The following is a 15,501-nucleotide window of genomic DNA, read 5'->3' on the forward strand; positions in this document are numbered from 1 at the left end:
TTCAAACGTGAGCGGCATCGACATCGCGGCGTTGCGGCGCATGGTTACAGCCATTGAAGGCAACGGCACACAGGGCAGTTTTAGCAGTGAAGCGGCCACAGGTTTCGGGCGTGCGCGCAGTTTCACGCTTGGTTTTGCGCAGGCAGATGATGCTTTTCCGCATGGTTTGGCAGGCGATGCTTTGCATGAGGTTTTTGCAGAAAACCCTGGTGCGCATATGGCAGCAACCGGCTTTGCACTGGCGCTTGCGTTGCGGGCATCGCCTGCAAAAAAGCCGATTATCTGGATTGAGGAGGAAAGCACGTCAACTGAATATGGCGGACTTTATCCGCCGGGACTTCATGCCTTTGGCATTGATCCGGCGCGGCTGCTTATTGTGCGCTGTCCCACCGCGCAGGATGTGCTCAAAGCATCCAATGATGCGCTTGAGGCGGGAAGCGGTGGCAAGGCTTCGCATCTCATCTCCGGCGTCGTTGCTTCGATAATTGGCCAGCCGAAATGTCTAGACCTGACCGCTTCGCGTCGCCTGCTGCTGGCAACCGAGACAGCTCAACTACCAGTTTTCCTGCTTAGGAGCCACCGAACGGGTGTTCAGAGTGCAGCCGTCAGTCGCTGGCGGGTAGCCCCCGCGCCGTCCCGCTCCAGCGGAGCCAATGCCCCCGGAAAGCCCGCCTTTTCTACCGTGCTTGAGCGAAACAGGCACGGCACATGCGGGCAATGGATCATGGAATGGAACAATGAAAGCCTTGAATTTGGAGCAGCAGAACGGGGCGACAGAACGCGTATTCCTCGCCCTGTGGTTTCCATTTCTGCCAACCGACCGGCTTCGCCGCTCCGCTCCGCATGAAGACAAACAGCAACTGCCACTTGTCGTTACCGAGCGCACGGCCAACGCACTGCGACTGACTGCTGTGGATATTGAAGCCGCAAAGCTTGGCCTTTTTCCCGGCATGGCGCTGACCGATGCGCGGGCGCGAGTGGAAAAGCTTGACGTGGCGACAGCTGCACCCCAGCGCGACGCAGCGCTGCTCACGCGGCTTGCGCACTGGTGCGAGCGCTATACGCCGCTTGTCGCTCTCGATCAGCCCTATGGGCTGATGCTCGACATTACCGGCTGCGCTCATATTTTTGGCGGTCTTGCCGCCATGCGCGAGGACGCAATCATGCGAATTGAACGGGCTGGGCTCAGTATACAGGCAGCGATTGCCGATAACAGTTTTGCCGCACGGCTTTTGGCGCGAGGCACGAAAGGTGGTGTTTTCAGCAAGGCTGGGGCCGACCATTTTTTGCCGCGCCTGCCGATCAGCGCTCTTGAACTGAACGAAGCTGCTGAAACGGGCCTTAAACGCGCCGGGCTGAAGCATATTGGCGATGTGATGGCGCTTCCGCGTGCAACGCTAACCGCGCGTTTCGGAACTGACCTTGCCACGAAGCTTGAACGACTTGCGCGGCAGGAACGGGCACCGATTTCGCCCTTGCGCATTATGCCGCTCAGTATAGCCGAACGCCGTCTTTCAGAGCCGGTCACGGTGATGGCGCTTGTTGAGCAAATTTTGCAGGAACTGGCGCAGGAATTATTTGCCCTGCTTGAGACCGAAGGCAAAGGCGCGCTGCTAATCGAAGCTTCGTTTTTCCGGGTCGATGGCGAGGTACGTCATATCCGCATTGAAACCGGCCAGCCTTTACGCGAAGACCGGGTTTTTCTGAGACTGGCGCGTGAACGGCTCAATGCGCTAACCGATCCGCTTGATGCTGGTTTTGGCTTCGACATGATCCGGCTTGCGGCACTGCGTTCTGCTGCCATTGCCCAGCGTCAGACCGGACTGGACCAGAACGAGGAAGATCAGGCCGGTTTCAGCCAGCTGATTGACCGGCTCGCAGCTCGGCTTGGTGCAAACCGCGTACTCATCCCATTTGCGCGCAACACCCATATGCCAGAACGGGCTTTCGGCCTTCGTTCTGCCATGCAGACAGGCCGTAAGAATGACGCGGATTATGAAAGCAGTCGGAAGCTTCCCGGTGATCCACCCGCGCGACCGATAAAGCTGTTTCATCCGCCGCAGCCAATCGAATCGATTGCTGAAGTGCCCGACAGTCCGCCCTCATTTTTCCTGTGGCGGCGTGTGCGCCATCATGTGCGCCTTGCCGAAGGGCCAGAACGGATCGAACCGGAATGGTGGCTTTCTATCGGTCAGAATGTGCCGCTATTGCGTGACTATTACCGCGTAGAGGATGATAACGGCCAGCGTTTCTGGATTTTTCGTGAGGGGCTTTATGACGGATCCAATCATCCGCGCTGGTTCTTGCATGGATTGTTCGCCTGATGGACCGCTATTTTGAAATGGCTGCAGCCAGCAATTTTTCCTTTCTGAGCGGCGCATCGCATCCGCATGAGCTTGTCTTGCAAGCCCATGCGTTGGGGCTTTCCGGCATTGGTATTGCAGATCGCAACACACTGGCGGGTGTGGTGCGTGCGCATGCAGCATGGAAGGACTTTCGCGACACAAGTAAGTTTAAGCTTTTCATCGGCTGCCGCCTTTCCTTCATCGATGGCACGCCGGATATGGTCGTCTATCCGCGTGATCGCCCCGCTTATGGGCAATTGTGTCGCCTGCTGACAGAGGGCAAGGGCCGTGCTGCCACCAAGGGCGAATGCCATCTTGAATGGGGAGACGTACTGTTTCGGGCGCGGCAGTTTCAAATTGCCGTCTTTGCGCCCGACGAAGACGAGCCTGATTTTGGCTCACGCCTGACGGAGATTGCAAAGGCTGCACCCGGCTCTGTCTGGCTGGCGCTGACCATGCCGCATCAGGGCCATGACGGACGCCGTGCGGAACGCATTGCGCATTTTGCAGCAGAATCGAATGTACCGCTGCTTGCCACCAATGATGTGCTTTATCATCATACCGACCGGCGCGCTTTGCAGGATGTGCTGACAGCAACGCGCAATTACACAACAGTTTTTGCCGCCGGGCGAATGCTTGAAAAAAACGCTGAGCGACATCTCAAGCCGCCACATGAAATGGTGCGTCTGTTCCGCAATTATCCCGGCGCAATTGAAGCAACTGCCGATTTTGTGGCGCCTATCACTTTCCAGCTTGATGAGCTGCAATATGATTATCCTGATGAGCCAGTACCGCCCGGCAAGACACCGCAACAGCATCTGCATGATCTCGCATGGGACGGCGCTGCCGGGTATTATGGGGCGGACACGATCCCGCCAAAGGTCCAAAAGCTGATCCACAAGGAACTGGCGCTGATAGAACAGCTGCAATATGCGGCCTATTTTCTCACTGTTCATGACATTGTGCGCTATGCGCGCGGGGAAGGCATTCTGTGTCAGGGGCGTGGCTCGGCGGCTAATTCGGTTGTCTGTTTCTGCCTTGGCATAACCGGTGTCGATCCGACAGAAGTGGACCTTTTGTTTGAGCGCTTCCTTTCGGTCGAGCGCAAAGAGCCACCAGACATCGACGTCGATTTCGAGCATGAGCGGCGCGAAGAGGTGATGCAATATGTCTATAAACGCTACACGAGAGACCGTGCGGCGATTGTCGCAACCGTCATCAGCTATCGCTCCCGTAGCGCTATCCGCGATGTCGGCAAGGCGCTTGGGCTAACAGAAGATGTGACGGCAGCACTTGCCAACACCGTCTGGGGCATATCGGGTGGCGGCATCGACAAAGAACATATCAGGCAAGCGGGGCTTGATCCCGATAATCCCATTATCCGGCGCGCTGTGGAACTGGCGCTGGAGTTGATCGGCTTTCCAAGGCATCTGTCACAGCACGTCGGCGGCTTTGTGCTGACGCGTGATCGGCTGGATGAGACCGTGCCGATTGGTCCGGCGGCGATGGACAAACGCTCTTTCATCGAGTGGGACAAGGACGATATTGACGAAGTGGGCCTGATGAAAGTGGACGTGCTGTCGCTTGGCATGCTCACCTGTATCCGCAAGGCTTTCGATCTCATCCATGCGCACAAGCCGCAGCTTTATGACGGCGAAAAACTGACGCTGGCGACCATCGAGCGTAAAGACAAAGCCGTCTACGACATGCTTTGCAAAGGCGATTCAGTCGGTGTGTTTCAGGTCGAAAGCCGTGCACAGATGAACATGCTTCCACGCCTGCAACCTCGCAAATATTATGACCTAGTCATTCAGGTGGCCATTGTACGCCCTGGCCCTATTCAGGGCGATATGGTGCATCCATATCTGCGGCGACGGAGCGGACAAGAAAATGTCATTTACCCCTCCCCCTCACCGGAACATGGCGAACCGGATGAATTAAAAAAAATTCTGGAAAAGACCAAAGGCGTGCCACTGTTCCAGGAACAAGCTATGCGGATTGCCATTGAAGCTGCACAGTTTTCACCTGATGAGGCCAATCTGTTGCGTCGCGCCATGGCGACTTTCCGCAAAATGGGCACCATCGGTACTATGGAAAAGAAGATGATCGATGGCATGGTCAACCGTGGCTATGACCGGACCTTTGCGGAGAACTGCTTCAACCAGATCAGAGGCTTTGGTGAATATGGTTTCCCTGAAAGCCACGCGGCCAGCTTCGCACATCTCGTTTATATTTCCGCATGGATCAAATGCCATCACCCGGAGGTGTTTGCGGCGGCTTTACTTAACTCACAGCCGATGGGGTTTTATGCACCCGCGCAGATCGTGCGCGATGCGCATGAACATGGTGTGCAAGTGCTGCCAATCGATGTGAATTTCAGCCATTGGGACAATACTCTGGAAAACAGAGCCACTATGCAACCAGCGCTTCGACTTGGTTTTCGTCAGATTGATGGGTTTTCCAAAGATGCTGCAAAGCTGCTGATTGCTGGTCAGCACGACCCCTATCGTAGCATTGAGGATATGCATCGCCGTCTGCGGCTTGACCGGCGTGCTTTCACGCTTCTTGCAGATGCTGATGCTTTTGGCTCTCTCAACATTGACCGACGTGCAGCGCTCTGGGCTGTGCGCCGTTTGCCAAACGACGAAACCTTACCGCTGTTCATGGCTGCTGAGACCAGCGAGTTGGCAGAAGAGCCGCGCACGATACTGCCCGAAATGGCGGCTTCCGAGCATGTGATTGCTGATTATGAGACGACCCGGCTCTCGCTCAAAGGTCATCCTGTGCAATATCTGCGTGAAAGGCTTGCGGCAGAAGGCGTTTCCACCTGCAAAGCTGTGCAGCAAGCAACACAGAGTCGCCGCATGAAAGTGGCGGGTGTTGTCACCGTGCGCCAGCGCCCGGGCAGCGCCAAGGGGGTGGTGTTTCTCACCATCGAGGACGAAACCGGCATCGCCAATATTGTTGTATGGCCGAAGATCATGAAGACATTTCGCCGCGAGGTGATGGGCGCACGGCTCATTCTCATTGATGGGCAGGTTCAGCGCAGCCCGGAAGGCGTCGTGCATCTGGTTGCATCAAGACTGGAAGATCGTTCAGCCGCGCTCATTGAAATGAGTGGGCGCGAGCCAAACCGCCTTATCGCGCCATCACAGACCACAGCACGCCATCCGCGCAATGTGAAGATAATGCCAAACTCACGCGACTTTCATTAGGATTGAACTTCACGTTCCGACGACAAACACCGCGCAATAATGCAGTGCCGCACCAACCACGACAAAGCCGTGCCAAATGGCATTCTGAAAACGCAACCGCTCCCAAACATGGAAGATAACGCCAAGCGAATAGACCATGCCACCAGCGGCAATCAGCCAAAACACCGCCGGCGGCAGCGATTGCACCATGGTGTCATAGACCATTACACCACTCCAGCCGAGCGCCAGATAAAGCAAGATCGACAGCCGGTCGAAACGTCCCGGCATGAAGAGTTTGAGCATGATACCGACAAAGGCCACACCCCAGACAAAGAGCAGCAGCGGCACAGCCTGATCCCCCATATGTATGGTGAAAGGCGTGTAGGTCCCCGCGATCAGCAGATAGATTGCGGAATGATCGAAGCGGCGCAAAAACCACTTGGTCGTCGATACTGGCCAGATATTGTAAACAGCCGAGACACTGAGTGCCGCCAGAAGGCTTGCGAGATAGACCCCGGATGAAATCGACGTGGCCGCTGACATATTCGGCAGGAAATAAATCAACATCGCGATGGCACCGGCAAGTGCCAGCGTGACGCCCAAAACATGAACGACACCATCGGCCCAAAGCTCGGCGCGGTCATATTTCCATTTGACTGAATAAGGCAGCCTTACATCCATCGCGCTTTTCCATGTTCACAAATCAAACTTGTGATGACATCGGATTGCAGCGTCAAGATGACAGAGTGTCGTTTGGTTTCTTACTGAGCGGCAGGCGCAAATGAAGCCTGAACGGGTGTAACGCCCGGCAGTGGCACAGCGTCGCCTTGCGGGAGAACTGCTGGCTCTACCGACGTTGCGGCTGCCTCAACAGTCGGGCCATTGCGCTTCAGGCTTCCGTCCAGGCCAGTTTCCTGCAAAAGACCCTTGCGCTTGGCATCATAATAATAGCCCCGTGCATAATAGCGGACAGCCTGACTTTCATCACCACCAGCAACCTTATAGGCACCCGACAGATAACGAACCGCATATTTCAGGTTGGTCTCGGCATCGAGCAGCCCCTTGGGATTGCCCTTATAACCCATGCCACGTGCGGTCGGATGGCTGATCTGCATCAGACCCCAATAAGGACCGTTGCGCGCGCCAGGATTGAAGCGGCTTTCGCGATGGACCACGCGGCGCACCAGACGTTCCGGTACATCATAAGCCACCGAATATTTGGTAATTAGATCATCGAGACCTTCGGGTGCATGATCCGGCGTTTCAAATGCCATATTTGTGGCAAGCGAAGCGGGCGAAGCCGCAGCCTGTGCGCCAGCAAAGGCAAGCATTGGCTCAGATTGTCCGCGAACACCCGGAATTGGCACAACCGATGGAAGCACAGGGTTTTCAAGCGATGCAACAGTTTCCGTGCCCGGAGCGGCGTTCGCAGCCGCAACTGCTGTGGTGCCTGCGGCAGGGGTGACTGCGTCGCCGGTTGCCGTTGTCGCAGCAGCTACAGTCGTTGCGGTCGCAGACGTTTCAGTTGGTGTGATCAGCGCGGTTTTTGCAGTCTTGCCATCATTCGTCGTGTTGCATGCACTCAATGCAAAAGCGCAACCAAAAAGCAGTGCCCCTTTGAAAAGTGGAAGAACGAGTGGTTTTGAAAAAGACTGAAATCGCATGATCAACCGATCCTATGAATCGAAATCTTGTTCGATGCGTTTTTCGAGTTCAACCAGATCTTCTGGCAGAGGCATGCCGGTCGCTTTAAGCGTATTGAGCTTTTCGCGAACGATTTCACGAACCTCGTGAACGTCCTGCGGCTGGTTTACCATCTGCTCAAACAGCAGAGCGATCTCTGCTTTGATGTCCTCGAATGCCATAAGATCCTCTTGGCTTAACAGGCGCAAATGCGGCCCGGTTCAGTCAATATTCTTTCAATCGATGACAGTGATGTACCACGCTAAATGAGCAAAGCGGAAGCCCTGAAAGTCATTCAAGCGTCAAAATGAATATTTCAGCGCGTAACAGAGCAATTTTCCGGCTCATAAAATTCGGGGCAACATCGTATCTATCGCATTGAATTCATGAGCAAAAATTCCAAGATCTTCAAAATCGAGACCACCCTCCGGATTGAACAGATAAATGCTCATCCAGATCAGTGCCACAGTCAGCACAATCGCCAGAATCGTCAGAAGTAACAGGCGGCGACCGAGAGCGGCCTTATGGCCAGCTCCCTCAGGTGGAATCTTATTCATCATCAATCGTCATTCGTGGCGTTCAAATCTTCAGGCGGTGTACCATGTTCTGGCGCTGCTGCAAGATAGCCCTGATGCACAAGTGCTTTTCGCAGAATCAGAATAATTGCCTCGGTCTGATTGATGCCTGGATGCGTCTCGTTGATGAAGCGCTCAAGGGCGTCATGAACGTCGGTCGGCAGATATGTGCTCATCGTTCCTCCAGAGTTTCAGCGTCTTTCAAATAAATCAGACGACCTTGACGGAAATAGAACCGACACCGTCCACATTACCTTGCAGCACGTCGCCGCGCTGGACCGCGCCAACACCAGCAGGTGTGCCTGTATAAATAAGATCACCGGGTTGCAGCTCAAACAGCGAAGAAAGATAGGAAATCGTCTCGGCAACCTTCCAGATCATCTGATTGAGATTACCCGACTGACGGGTCTCACCGTTGATTTTGAGCGAAATCCCAGCCGATTCGGGATGGCCTGTTTCCGATACCGGCACGATGGCCGAGCAAGGGGCGGAATGCTCAAACGCTTTCGCTACTTCCCATGGACGACCTGCTTTTTTGGCCACGGCCTGCAAATCGCGTCGCGTCATGTCGATACCAACCGCATAACCAAAGACATGATCGAGCGCTGTTTCAACCGCAATATCCTTGCCGCCCGTTTTCAATGCGACAACGAGTTCGATCTCGTGATGCACATCTTCGGTCTTGGGCGGATAAGGAAAATCACCACCATCAATCACCAGATTATCCGGGTTTTTCTGGAAGAAAAATGGCGGATTGCGAGTAGGATCACCACCCATTTCAATGGCGTGATCAGCATAGTTCTGGCCGACGCAGTAAATGCGGTGCACAGGAAAGCGCGCTTCTGTTCCCTTAACCGGCACGTAAGGCTGCGGCGAAGGCTGAAAAACATAATTTGTCATAAAAAGCTGATCCCGTGAGATATGTATGAGGTTTTTATCATGCAGGCAGGAATCACCCGCTGCAAGTCTTACCCGAGCAATTTTCCGTCATGAACTATGCCGTTTTGACAACGTAATTCGCATTACGTGAGGACGAGACAACGAGTTCTGCATTCGGAATATCGTTGGAAAGTGCGCGTTCGCGTGCGGCATTGGGCGTATGCCCATGGTCAAGCCAGCGTTGAATAAGCCGACGTTCAAGCTCCGCCAAAGGGACATCGAGAAAGATCGTCATATCAAAAAACGGCGCAAGTCGTGTCCATGGCTCCTGATTGAGCAGCAGATAATTGCCCTCAACCAGTAAAATCCGATGATCGGTACGAACGATAGACGCACCGGCACGCGCAAGATCAAGCGTGCGATCGAAAACGGGAATGACAACGTCTTCCGATGTGTTTTTCAGACGTTCAAGAAGTGTGGCAAAGCCTGCACAATCAAAAGTCGGCGGAGAGCCTTTGCGACTACGTAAGCCGCGCTCATCAAGAATCGCATTATCGAGATGAAAGCCATCCATCGGCACGATGACAGCTGGCCCGGACTCGCCCTGATTGATTGCATCCCGCAGGTGTTCCGAGATGGTGGATTTGCCGGCACCGGGTGGCCCCGCAATTGCAACGATCAATCGACCACCCATATCGGAAAGCTTTGCGAGAATTTCGGCGGGCAGGCTTTCCGCTTGGAAAGGCTTCATATGGCGTCATCCGGAATGAAAAAGAGAACTGTTTCTTCACAACAGCACACAGTTTGTTATTTTCAAACAATAAGTTTGATCTATCTTGTCTTGCAATGACCGCAAAGACTGATCACTTGCTAATTCAAATCATTGAATCGAACGGGAAAAAGATGACCGTCAAGACAGTTGCCACCACGCCGTTTCAGGATCAGCAGCCCGGCACATCGGGTCTGCGCAAGAAAGTGCCGGTTTTCCAGCAACCCCATTATGCCGAAAACTTCATCCAGTCGGTTTTCGATGTGCTGGACGGTTTTGCGGGCAAGACCCTTGTGGTGGGCGGCGATGGACGCTTCTATAATCGCGAAGTGATCCAGAAAGTCATCAAGATCGCAGCAGCCAATGGCTTTGGCCGCATCATGGTTGGTCAGGGTGGCATTCTGTCCACGCCCGCCGCTTCCAACATGATCCGCAAATACAAGGCTTTTGGCGGCCTCATTCTATCAGCAAGCCACAATCCCGGCGGTCCAACCGAAGATTTCGGCATCAAATACAATATTGGTAACGGTGGCCCTGCGCCGGAAAAAATCACCGAGGCGATTTATGCGCGCTCCAAGGTGATTGATCAGTACAAGATCATTGAGGCGACAGATGTGGACCTCAACACGCTCGGAACCGCCAAGATTGGCGACACCGAAATCGTCGTCTTTGATCCGGTTACCGATTACGCGGAACTGATGGAAAGCCTGTTCGATTTTGACGCGATCCGCGCCATGATCAAAGGCGGCTTTGCGTTGAAATTTGATGCCATGCATGCCGTTACCGGCCCTTATGCCAAAGAAATCTTTGAGCGCCGTCTTGGTGCGCCCGAAGGCAGCGTGATGAACTTTGTGCCTTTACCAGATTTTGGCGGGCATCATCCCGACCCAAACCTCGTTTATGCCAAAGAGCTCTACGATCTTCTGATGTCGGATAGTGCGCCGGATTTTGGCGCGGCATCGGATGGCGATGGCGACCGCAATCTCATTATCGGTCGCGGTATTTTTGTGACCCCATCCGATTCGCTCGCAATGCTTGCGGCCAATGCGCATCTGGCACCCGGCTATAAGGATGGCATCAAGGGCATCGCCCGCTCCATGCCAACCAGTGCCGCAGCCGACCGCGTCGCAGAGAAGCTCGGCATCGGTATTTATGAGACGCCGACCGGCTGGAAATTCTTTGGCAATCTTCTCGATCATGGCAAGGTTACGATCTGCGGCGAAGAGAGCTCTGGCACTGGCTCCGATCATGTGCGCGAAAAAGACGGCCTTTGGGCTGTTCTGCTCTGGCTCAACATTCTCGCCGTGCGCAAGGAAAGCGTGAAGTCAATCGTTGAGGAGCATTGGGCACGCTTTGGCCGCAACTATTACACCCGTCACGACTACGAAGCGGTTGATTCTGACATTGCAAAAAAACTGGTTTCTGATCTGCGTGGCCAGCTCGCAAGCCTGCCCGGTACCAGCGTCAACGGTTTGAAAATCGAAAAGGCTGATGACTTCGCCTATCATGATCCGATTGATCATTCGGTGAGCGAACATCAGGGGATTCGTATCTACTTTGAAGGCGGCGCGCGCGTGGTTCTGCGTCTGTCTGGGACAGGTACATCGGGCGCGACTATCCGCATCTATATCGAGCGCTATGAAGCCGATACAGCCAAGCACAATCTCGACACGCAGGAAACGCTGGCAGCGCTGATTGATGCTGCCGAGCAAATTGCCGAGGTAAAGAAACGTAGCGGACGGACTGAGCCAAGCGTCATCACATAATGAAAAGGGCCCTCACGGGCCCTTTTCTTTTTTAAACTACTCGAAAACGATTGCGGGAGCGGGCTTTCCCGCGCCTGCACCTGATTTCATATTTTCCCAGACCTTACGCGCAATATCACGATAGATTTTCGCGTGTTCGCTATCCGGTTCCACTGCGGTGATCGGCGTGCCATTGTCTGAATGTGCGCGCACATCCATATGCAAAGGCACTTCGCCAAGGAACGGCACATTAAGACGTTCCGCTTCTGCACGCGCGCCGCCATGGCCGAAAATGTCATAACGCTTACCGGTATCAGGCGCGATGAAATAGCTCATATTTTCAACGATGCCCAAAAGCGGAACATCGACCTTGCGGAACATGGCAAGTCCCTTGCGCGCATCGATCAGCGCAAGATCCTGCGGCGTGGAAACAACCACAGCACCCGCCAGCGGCACCTGCTGTGCCATGGTGAGCTGTGCGTCACCCGTACCCGGAGGCATATCGACAACCAGAACGTCGAGATTACCCCAAGCCACTTCGCGCAGCATCTGTGTCAGCGCGGAAATCACCATCGGTCCACGCCAGATCATCGGCGTGTCTTCATCCACCATGAAGCCCATGGACATGACCTTGACGCCATAGTTTTCCATCGGCTTCAAAGTGCGGCCTTCGACGGTTTCCGGGCGACCAGAAAGGCCCAGCAGGCGCGGCATCGATGGGCCGTAAATATCCGCATCAAGGATGCCGACCTTCAAGCCATTGGCCACCATACCGAGCGCCAGATTAACCGCGGTCGTGGACTTGCCCACACCACCTTTGCCCGATGCAACCGCAATGATTGCGCCAACGCCCGGAACGCCGGGTTTTGCTGCGGGGCGCGGTTGTGGTGCGGCAGCTGTTGCCGCAGGGCGTGGCTGAGGTTTTGGTGGTGGCGGTGCATCGTCGCTTGTGCGACCACCTTTCTTTTCCGCAGTCAGTGTGACCAGTGCGCCAGAAACGCCCGGAATTTCCTTAACTGCCTTTTCAGCAGCCAGCCGCATCGGCTCAAGCCCGTTTGCGCGATCTGCAGGAACCGTGATGGAAAAGAAAACCTTGCCGTCGGCAATGAAAATATCCGACACCAGACCGAGCGACACGACATCGCTTTCGAAATCTGGTCCTGTTACGGCCTTCAGCCGCTCCAGAACTTGTTCACGCGTTACGCCTGACATTATTCCAACCTCGTCTGCGGCAAGCCCTCGTCTGCAACACGCATTGCGCTTGCCCGCTTTGCATGTCTTGAGATAAGCCAGTTTTAGCCAAAAGGCCAATAGAACCAAGCAAAGAGTTTTATAGAGACAGGTGACATAATGGCCAAAGCCATCCATACGATGATACGCGTTCTCAATGAGGAGCGTTCCGTTTCCTTCTACGATCAGGCTTTTGGTCTGAAAATTGCCGAACGCATCGATTTCGAAAGCTTCACGCTCATCTATCTGCGTAATGACGAAGCGGACTTTGAAGTTGAGTTGACCGTGAACAAAGGTCGCACCGAGCCTTATAATCTTGGCGATGGCTATGGCCATGTTGCTTTCGTGGTTGATGATCTCGCTGCCGAGCATGCCCGCTTCACTGAACTAGGTTTCAAAGTCGGCAAGCTGGTAGACTTTAAAAATGGCGATGTGCTCGTCGCACGTTTCTTCTTTGTCGAAGACCCGGATGGCTACAAGATCGAAGTCATTCAGCGTGGCGGACGCTATCAATAAGATTTTTGGGCGAGCGGTTTATCAATTTGCTGCTCGCCTTCTCATAAACCAGCTTCTATTTGACGCTTGGCAAAGACGGTTCGCTTGGAATAGATAAGGTCAATCCTGAAGGAGCACTCGGATTGAATAGGCGCACAGTCCAGTTACGGGCAACATTGGCAATACGCATTCTAAGCGTATTGGCGTTGATGCTTGTCGCTTTCGGACACAAGCCAGTCGCGCTCGCTTCTCCAGAACAATTGCTGCTCGCAGAATATGTCTTGCCTGATGGCAGCTATCCGGTGCTTTGCATCACTGATCATGCGATTGATCATGATAGCCATGACGGCGACCAGCATGTGCACAACAGCAATATTTGCGATGCCTGCCGCATTTCATCGGCTTTCCTATGTCCTGCGCCTGCTCCATCGACGGGAGCTGCAATCAATATTGCAACTGCTGATATTATCACGCCGTCAGAACCAATTCTGAGGCAGCAGACCTATCCGCCGCAAGCGCCGCCACAAGCGCCGCCTTTGGCCTGAAATCAATCTTTTCCTGTACGCGCTTAGAAAAGCTGCGTCCCGACACATGATTATTCAGGTTTTTTACAATGAAAAATGCTCGTCTTTTGACATCCGCCATTTCGCTTTTTGCCCTTTGCGTTTCCGCAGGCATGGCCAACGCCCATTCATCGCTTGACCAGGATGAGGCCACCGCCGGAAGCCGCTATAAGGCTGTGGTTCGCATTCCACATGGTTGCGACGGCAAAGCCACAACCTCAGTCAAAATTGAACTTCCGGAAGGCTTTATCGCGGCCCAGCCACAGGCAAAAGCCGGTTGGAAAATTGAAACTGCTAAGGGTGATTACGCACAGAGCTACAAAGTCCATGGGCGCGATGTAACCTCTGGCGTGAAACAAGTCACTTTCAGCGAAGGCGAACTGCCAAACGATTTCTACGATGAATTTGTCGTCGTCGGTCAGCTTGCCAAATTCGACAAAGACACAACGCTTTCCTTCCCCGTGACCCAATATTGCGGCACAGATGATTCCGTTGCATGGACCGAAATTGCAGCGGACGGTCAGAATCCACACGACCTGAAAAGCCCTGCCCCGCAGCTTCGCGTTCTCGTGGCTGCCGCGTCTGATGATCACTCCGGTCATGGATCGCATGGCGATCACGCCATGGTGCCAACCAAAGCGGGAGATCTGAGCATCAGCGGCCCTTCGATCCGCGCAATGGTTCCGGGTGCCAAGGTTGCTGGCGGCTTCCTCACCATCAAGAATGACGGCAAAGATGCCGACAAGCTGGTCAGTGTCACAACGACTGGCGTTAAGCGCGTTGAAATCCATGAAATGAGCATGGAAAATCAGGTCATGAAGATGCGCAAGCTTGAAAATGGTCTGGATATTCCCGCCGGTGAAACGGTTGAGCTGAAATCCGGTGGCTACCACCTGATGTTCATCCAGCCAGACCATCCCTACAAGGAAGGCGACAAGGTTTCCGCCACGCTGGAATTTGAAAAGGCTGGGAAAGTTGATCTGGAATTCCCTGTGACCCCGCAAAGCGGCAAGTCGGAAGACCATTCAAACCACTAAGCTTCAGAGTGAAGGGCGCTAGCGCATTTCTCTCCTGACCGCATTATGCGCCCGTTTGCCGCAACCGCTGCACGTTGTAGCGGTTGCGTTCTTCATTTATAGCTATAAACATGAATGTAATAGTATAGAATAATTCTAATTTATTGAAATAATTCTGCTTTTTAAAGCTGACTAATTGACTCCAGATCAATTTGCAGCTTTTATGCGCCAGAGTTATTTTATGCAGCCTTTGATGTTTGGGCCTTGAACCCGTTCGATTGGAGGACCAGATGATCGGTCTCAGTGAGTGCCGGTCCGCAAATGTGGATGGATTGCCGTGGCAGTTGCATCTTTTGCCGACCGGATATTGTAATGCGCGAGGGGAAACAGAACGCCTCGCGAAATCAAAGCAGCAAGACTGCGCACGTGCGCGCACCTCTGAATGGAGGCGCACATGAATATGCGTATTTCTGAGCTGAATGGCACCAACAGCGTCGGCTATTATGACCGCCTTCCTGAAAAGCTGGTGCTTGAAGGCTATCGCCGCTGGACCGCCGGTTTTGAGACTGGATCGATCATTCCCTGGGAAATGACCTGGGGCCTCTATTCGGAATTGCTTGGCGCATCAGAAGCAAAGCGGGCTGTAGGCGAACTCTCCCAGTTCATCCGTGTGCTGCACCATTGTGCAAGCTGCCAGCTGCGCGCCTTTCCATTCGATTCGCACCATGTTTGCCGCGAAGAGTGTCTGACACTCGGCCTGATCTCTGGCATCCAGAATCAGGATGGCTTGCTGCTCGATACCTGCCTTGAGGCGATTGCCAGTAAGCGTCGCAGTCATGATGTGGCCGATGCTGCACGCAGTTTCGCCGAAACCTTGGCGGATTTCGGACAGACTTTGCTGCCAATACCGATCCATGCAATCGACAGCGCTTTGAACATATCCCGTCGCGCGACTTTTCACTGAGCTGAAAACGCAGCACGGAAACCAATTCAGATTGAGGCCGCGA

At 54.0% G+C, this 15,501-nt stretch carries 16 protein-coding genes; 8 read left to right on the forward strand and 8 right to left on the reverse strand.

Going from position 1 to position 15,501, the window contains the following annotated elements:
• Nucleotides 1-7: 7 nt before the first annotated feature.
• The 3 genes from J2782_RS11685 to J2782_RS11695 are packed head-to-tail and all read left to right on the forward strand — an operon-like array spanning nt 8 to nt 5,560.
• The gene (locus tag J2782_RS11685) at nt 8-847 is read left to right on the forward strand and encodes an ImuA family protein (protein ID WP_310013326.1); all 840 of its coding nucleotides are present in this window, start codon (nt 8-10) and stop codon (nt 845-847) included.
• Nucleotides 738-2,324 carry a Y-family DNA polymerase gene (locus tag J2782_RS11690; protein ID WP_310012661.1) on the forward strand — a complete coding sequence of 529 codons (1,587 nt, stop codon included), beginning with the start codon at nt 738-740 and terminating at the stop codon, nt 2,322-2,324. The genes J2782_RS11685 and J2782_RS11690 overlap by 110 nt, the downstream gene beginning before the upstream one ends.
• Nucleotides 2,324-5,560 (forward strand): error-prone DNA polymerase, encoded by a 3,237-nt coding sequence (locus tag J2782_RS11695; protein ID WP_310012662.1) that lies wholly within the window; start codon nt 2,324-2,326, stop codon nt 5,558-5,560. The genes J2782_RS11690 and J2782_RS11695 overlap by 1 nt, the downstream gene beginning before the upstream one ends.
• Nucleotides 5,561-5,569: 9 nt before the next feature.
• On the opposite strand, the gene trhA is transcribed toward J2782_RS11695, so the two are convergent.
• The 7 genes from trhA to J2782_RS11730 all read right to left on the reverse strand — a co-directional run bounded on the left by trhA (nt 5,570) and on the right by J2782_RS11730 (nt 9,427).
• A complete protein-coding gene (gene trhA, locus J2782_RS11700) occupies nt 5,570-6,220 on the reverse strand; it encodes a PAQR family membrane homeostasis protein TrhA (protein WP_310012664.1) in 651 nt (216 codons plus the stop codon).
• 80 nt (nt 6,221-6,300) lie between these two features.
• Entirely contained in the window at nt 6,301-7,203 is a 903-nt protein-coding gene (locus J2782_RS11705) for a lytic transglycosylase domain-containing protein (RefSeq protein ID WP_310012668.1), read from the reverse strand.
• 12 nt (nt 7,204-7,215) lie between these two features.
• A complete protein-coding gene (locus J2782_RS11710) occupies nt 7,216-7,404 on the reverse strand; it encodes a hypothetical protein (protein WP_187543572.1) in 189 nt (62 codons plus the stop codon).
• 162 nt (nt 7,405-7,566) lie between these two features.
• Nucleotides 7,567-7,779, reverse strand: a complete 213-nt coding sequence (locus tag J2782_RS11715; protein ID WP_250039457.1) for a hypothetical protein — start codon at nt 7,777-7,779, stop codon at nt 7,567-7,569.
• Nucleotides 7,780-7,781: 2 nt separating this feature from the next.
• Complete coding sequence (locus tag J2782_RS11720) at nt 7,782-7,973, reverse strand: hypothetical protein (protein WP_250039257.1); 192 nt, start codon at nt 7,971-7,973, stop codon at nt 7,782-7,784.
• A 34-nt stretch (nt 7,974-8,007) separates the two neighbouring features.
• Nucleotides 8,008-8,697, reverse strand: coding sequence for a fumarylacetoacetate hydrolase family protein (locus tag J2782_RS11725; protein WP_310012671.1), 690 nt, complete (start codon nt 8,695-8,697; stop codon nt 8,008-8,010).
• Nucleotides 8,698-8,791: 94 nt separating this feature from the next.
• Nucleotides 8,792-9,427, reverse strand: coding sequence for a nucleoside/nucleotide kinase family protein (locus J2782_RS11730; protein ID WP_310012672.1), 636 nt, complete (start codon nt 9,425-9,427; stop codon nt 8,792-8,794).
• Nucleotides 9,428-9,579: 152 nt separating this feature from the next.
• Between J2782_RS11730 and J2782_RS11735 the strand changes: the two genes are divergently transcribed.
• Complete coding sequence (locus J2782_RS11735; protein WP_310012676.1) at nt 9,580-11,211, forward strand: alpha-D-glucose phosphate-specific phosphoglucomutase; 1,632 nt, start codon at nt 9,580-9,582, stop codon at nt 11,209-11,211.
• Nucleotides 11,212-11,247: 36 nt separating this feature from the next.
• Here the strand turns inward: J2782_RS11735 and J2782_RS11740 are convergent, their stop codons facing one another.
• Nucleotides 11,248-12,402 carry an Mrp/NBP35 family ATP-binding protein gene (locus J2782_RS11740; protein WP_310012681.1) on the reverse strand — a complete coding sequence of 385 codons (1,155 nt, stop codon included), beginning with the start codon at nt 12,400-12,402 and terminating at the stop codon, nt 11,248-11,250.
• Between the two features lie 138 nt (nt 12,403-12,540).
• Here J2782_RS11740 and J2782_RS11745 point away from each other — a divergent pair, with 138 nt between their 5' ends.
• The 4 genes from J2782_RS11745 to J2782_RS11760 all read left to right on the forward strand — a co-directional run bounded on the left by J2782_RS11745 (nt 12,541) and on the right by J2782_RS11760 (nt 15,458).
• Nucleotides 12,541-12,936 (forward strand): VOC family protein, encoded by a 396-nt coding sequence (locus J2782_RS11745; protein ID WP_310012682.1) that lies wholly within the window; start codon nt 12,541-12,543, stop codon nt 12,934-12,936.
• Between the two features lie 188 nt (nt 12,937-13,124).
• Nucleotides 13,125-13,460, forward strand: coding sequence for a hypothetical protein (locus J2782_RS11750; RefSeq protein WP_310013329.1), 336 nt, complete (start codon nt 13,125-13,127; stop codon nt 13,458-13,460).
• A 68-nt stretch (nt 13,461-13,528) separates the two neighbouring features.
• Nucleotides 13,529-14,515: a DUF1775 domain-containing protein gene (locus tag J2782_RS11755; RefSeq protein WP_310012686.1), complete on the forward strand. Its 987-nt coding sequence runs from the start codon at nt 13,529-13,531 to the stop codon at nt 14,513-14,515.
• Between the two features lie 433 nt (nt 14,516-14,948).
• Nucleotides 14,949-15,458, forward strand: a complete 510-nt coding sequence (locus tag J2782_RS11760) for a hypothetical protein (protein WP_310012688.1) — start codon at nt 14,949-14,951, stop codon at nt 15,456-15,458.
• The last annotated feature ends 43 nt before the right edge of the window (nt 15,459-15,501 follow it).

Origin of the sequence: Brucella pseudogrignonensis, from assembly GCF_031454375.1 — a bacterium.
GTDB classification, from domain to species: domain Bacteria; phylum Pseudomonadota; class Alphaproteobacteria; order Rhizobiales; family Rhizobiaceae; genus Brucella; species Brucella pseudogrignonensis_A.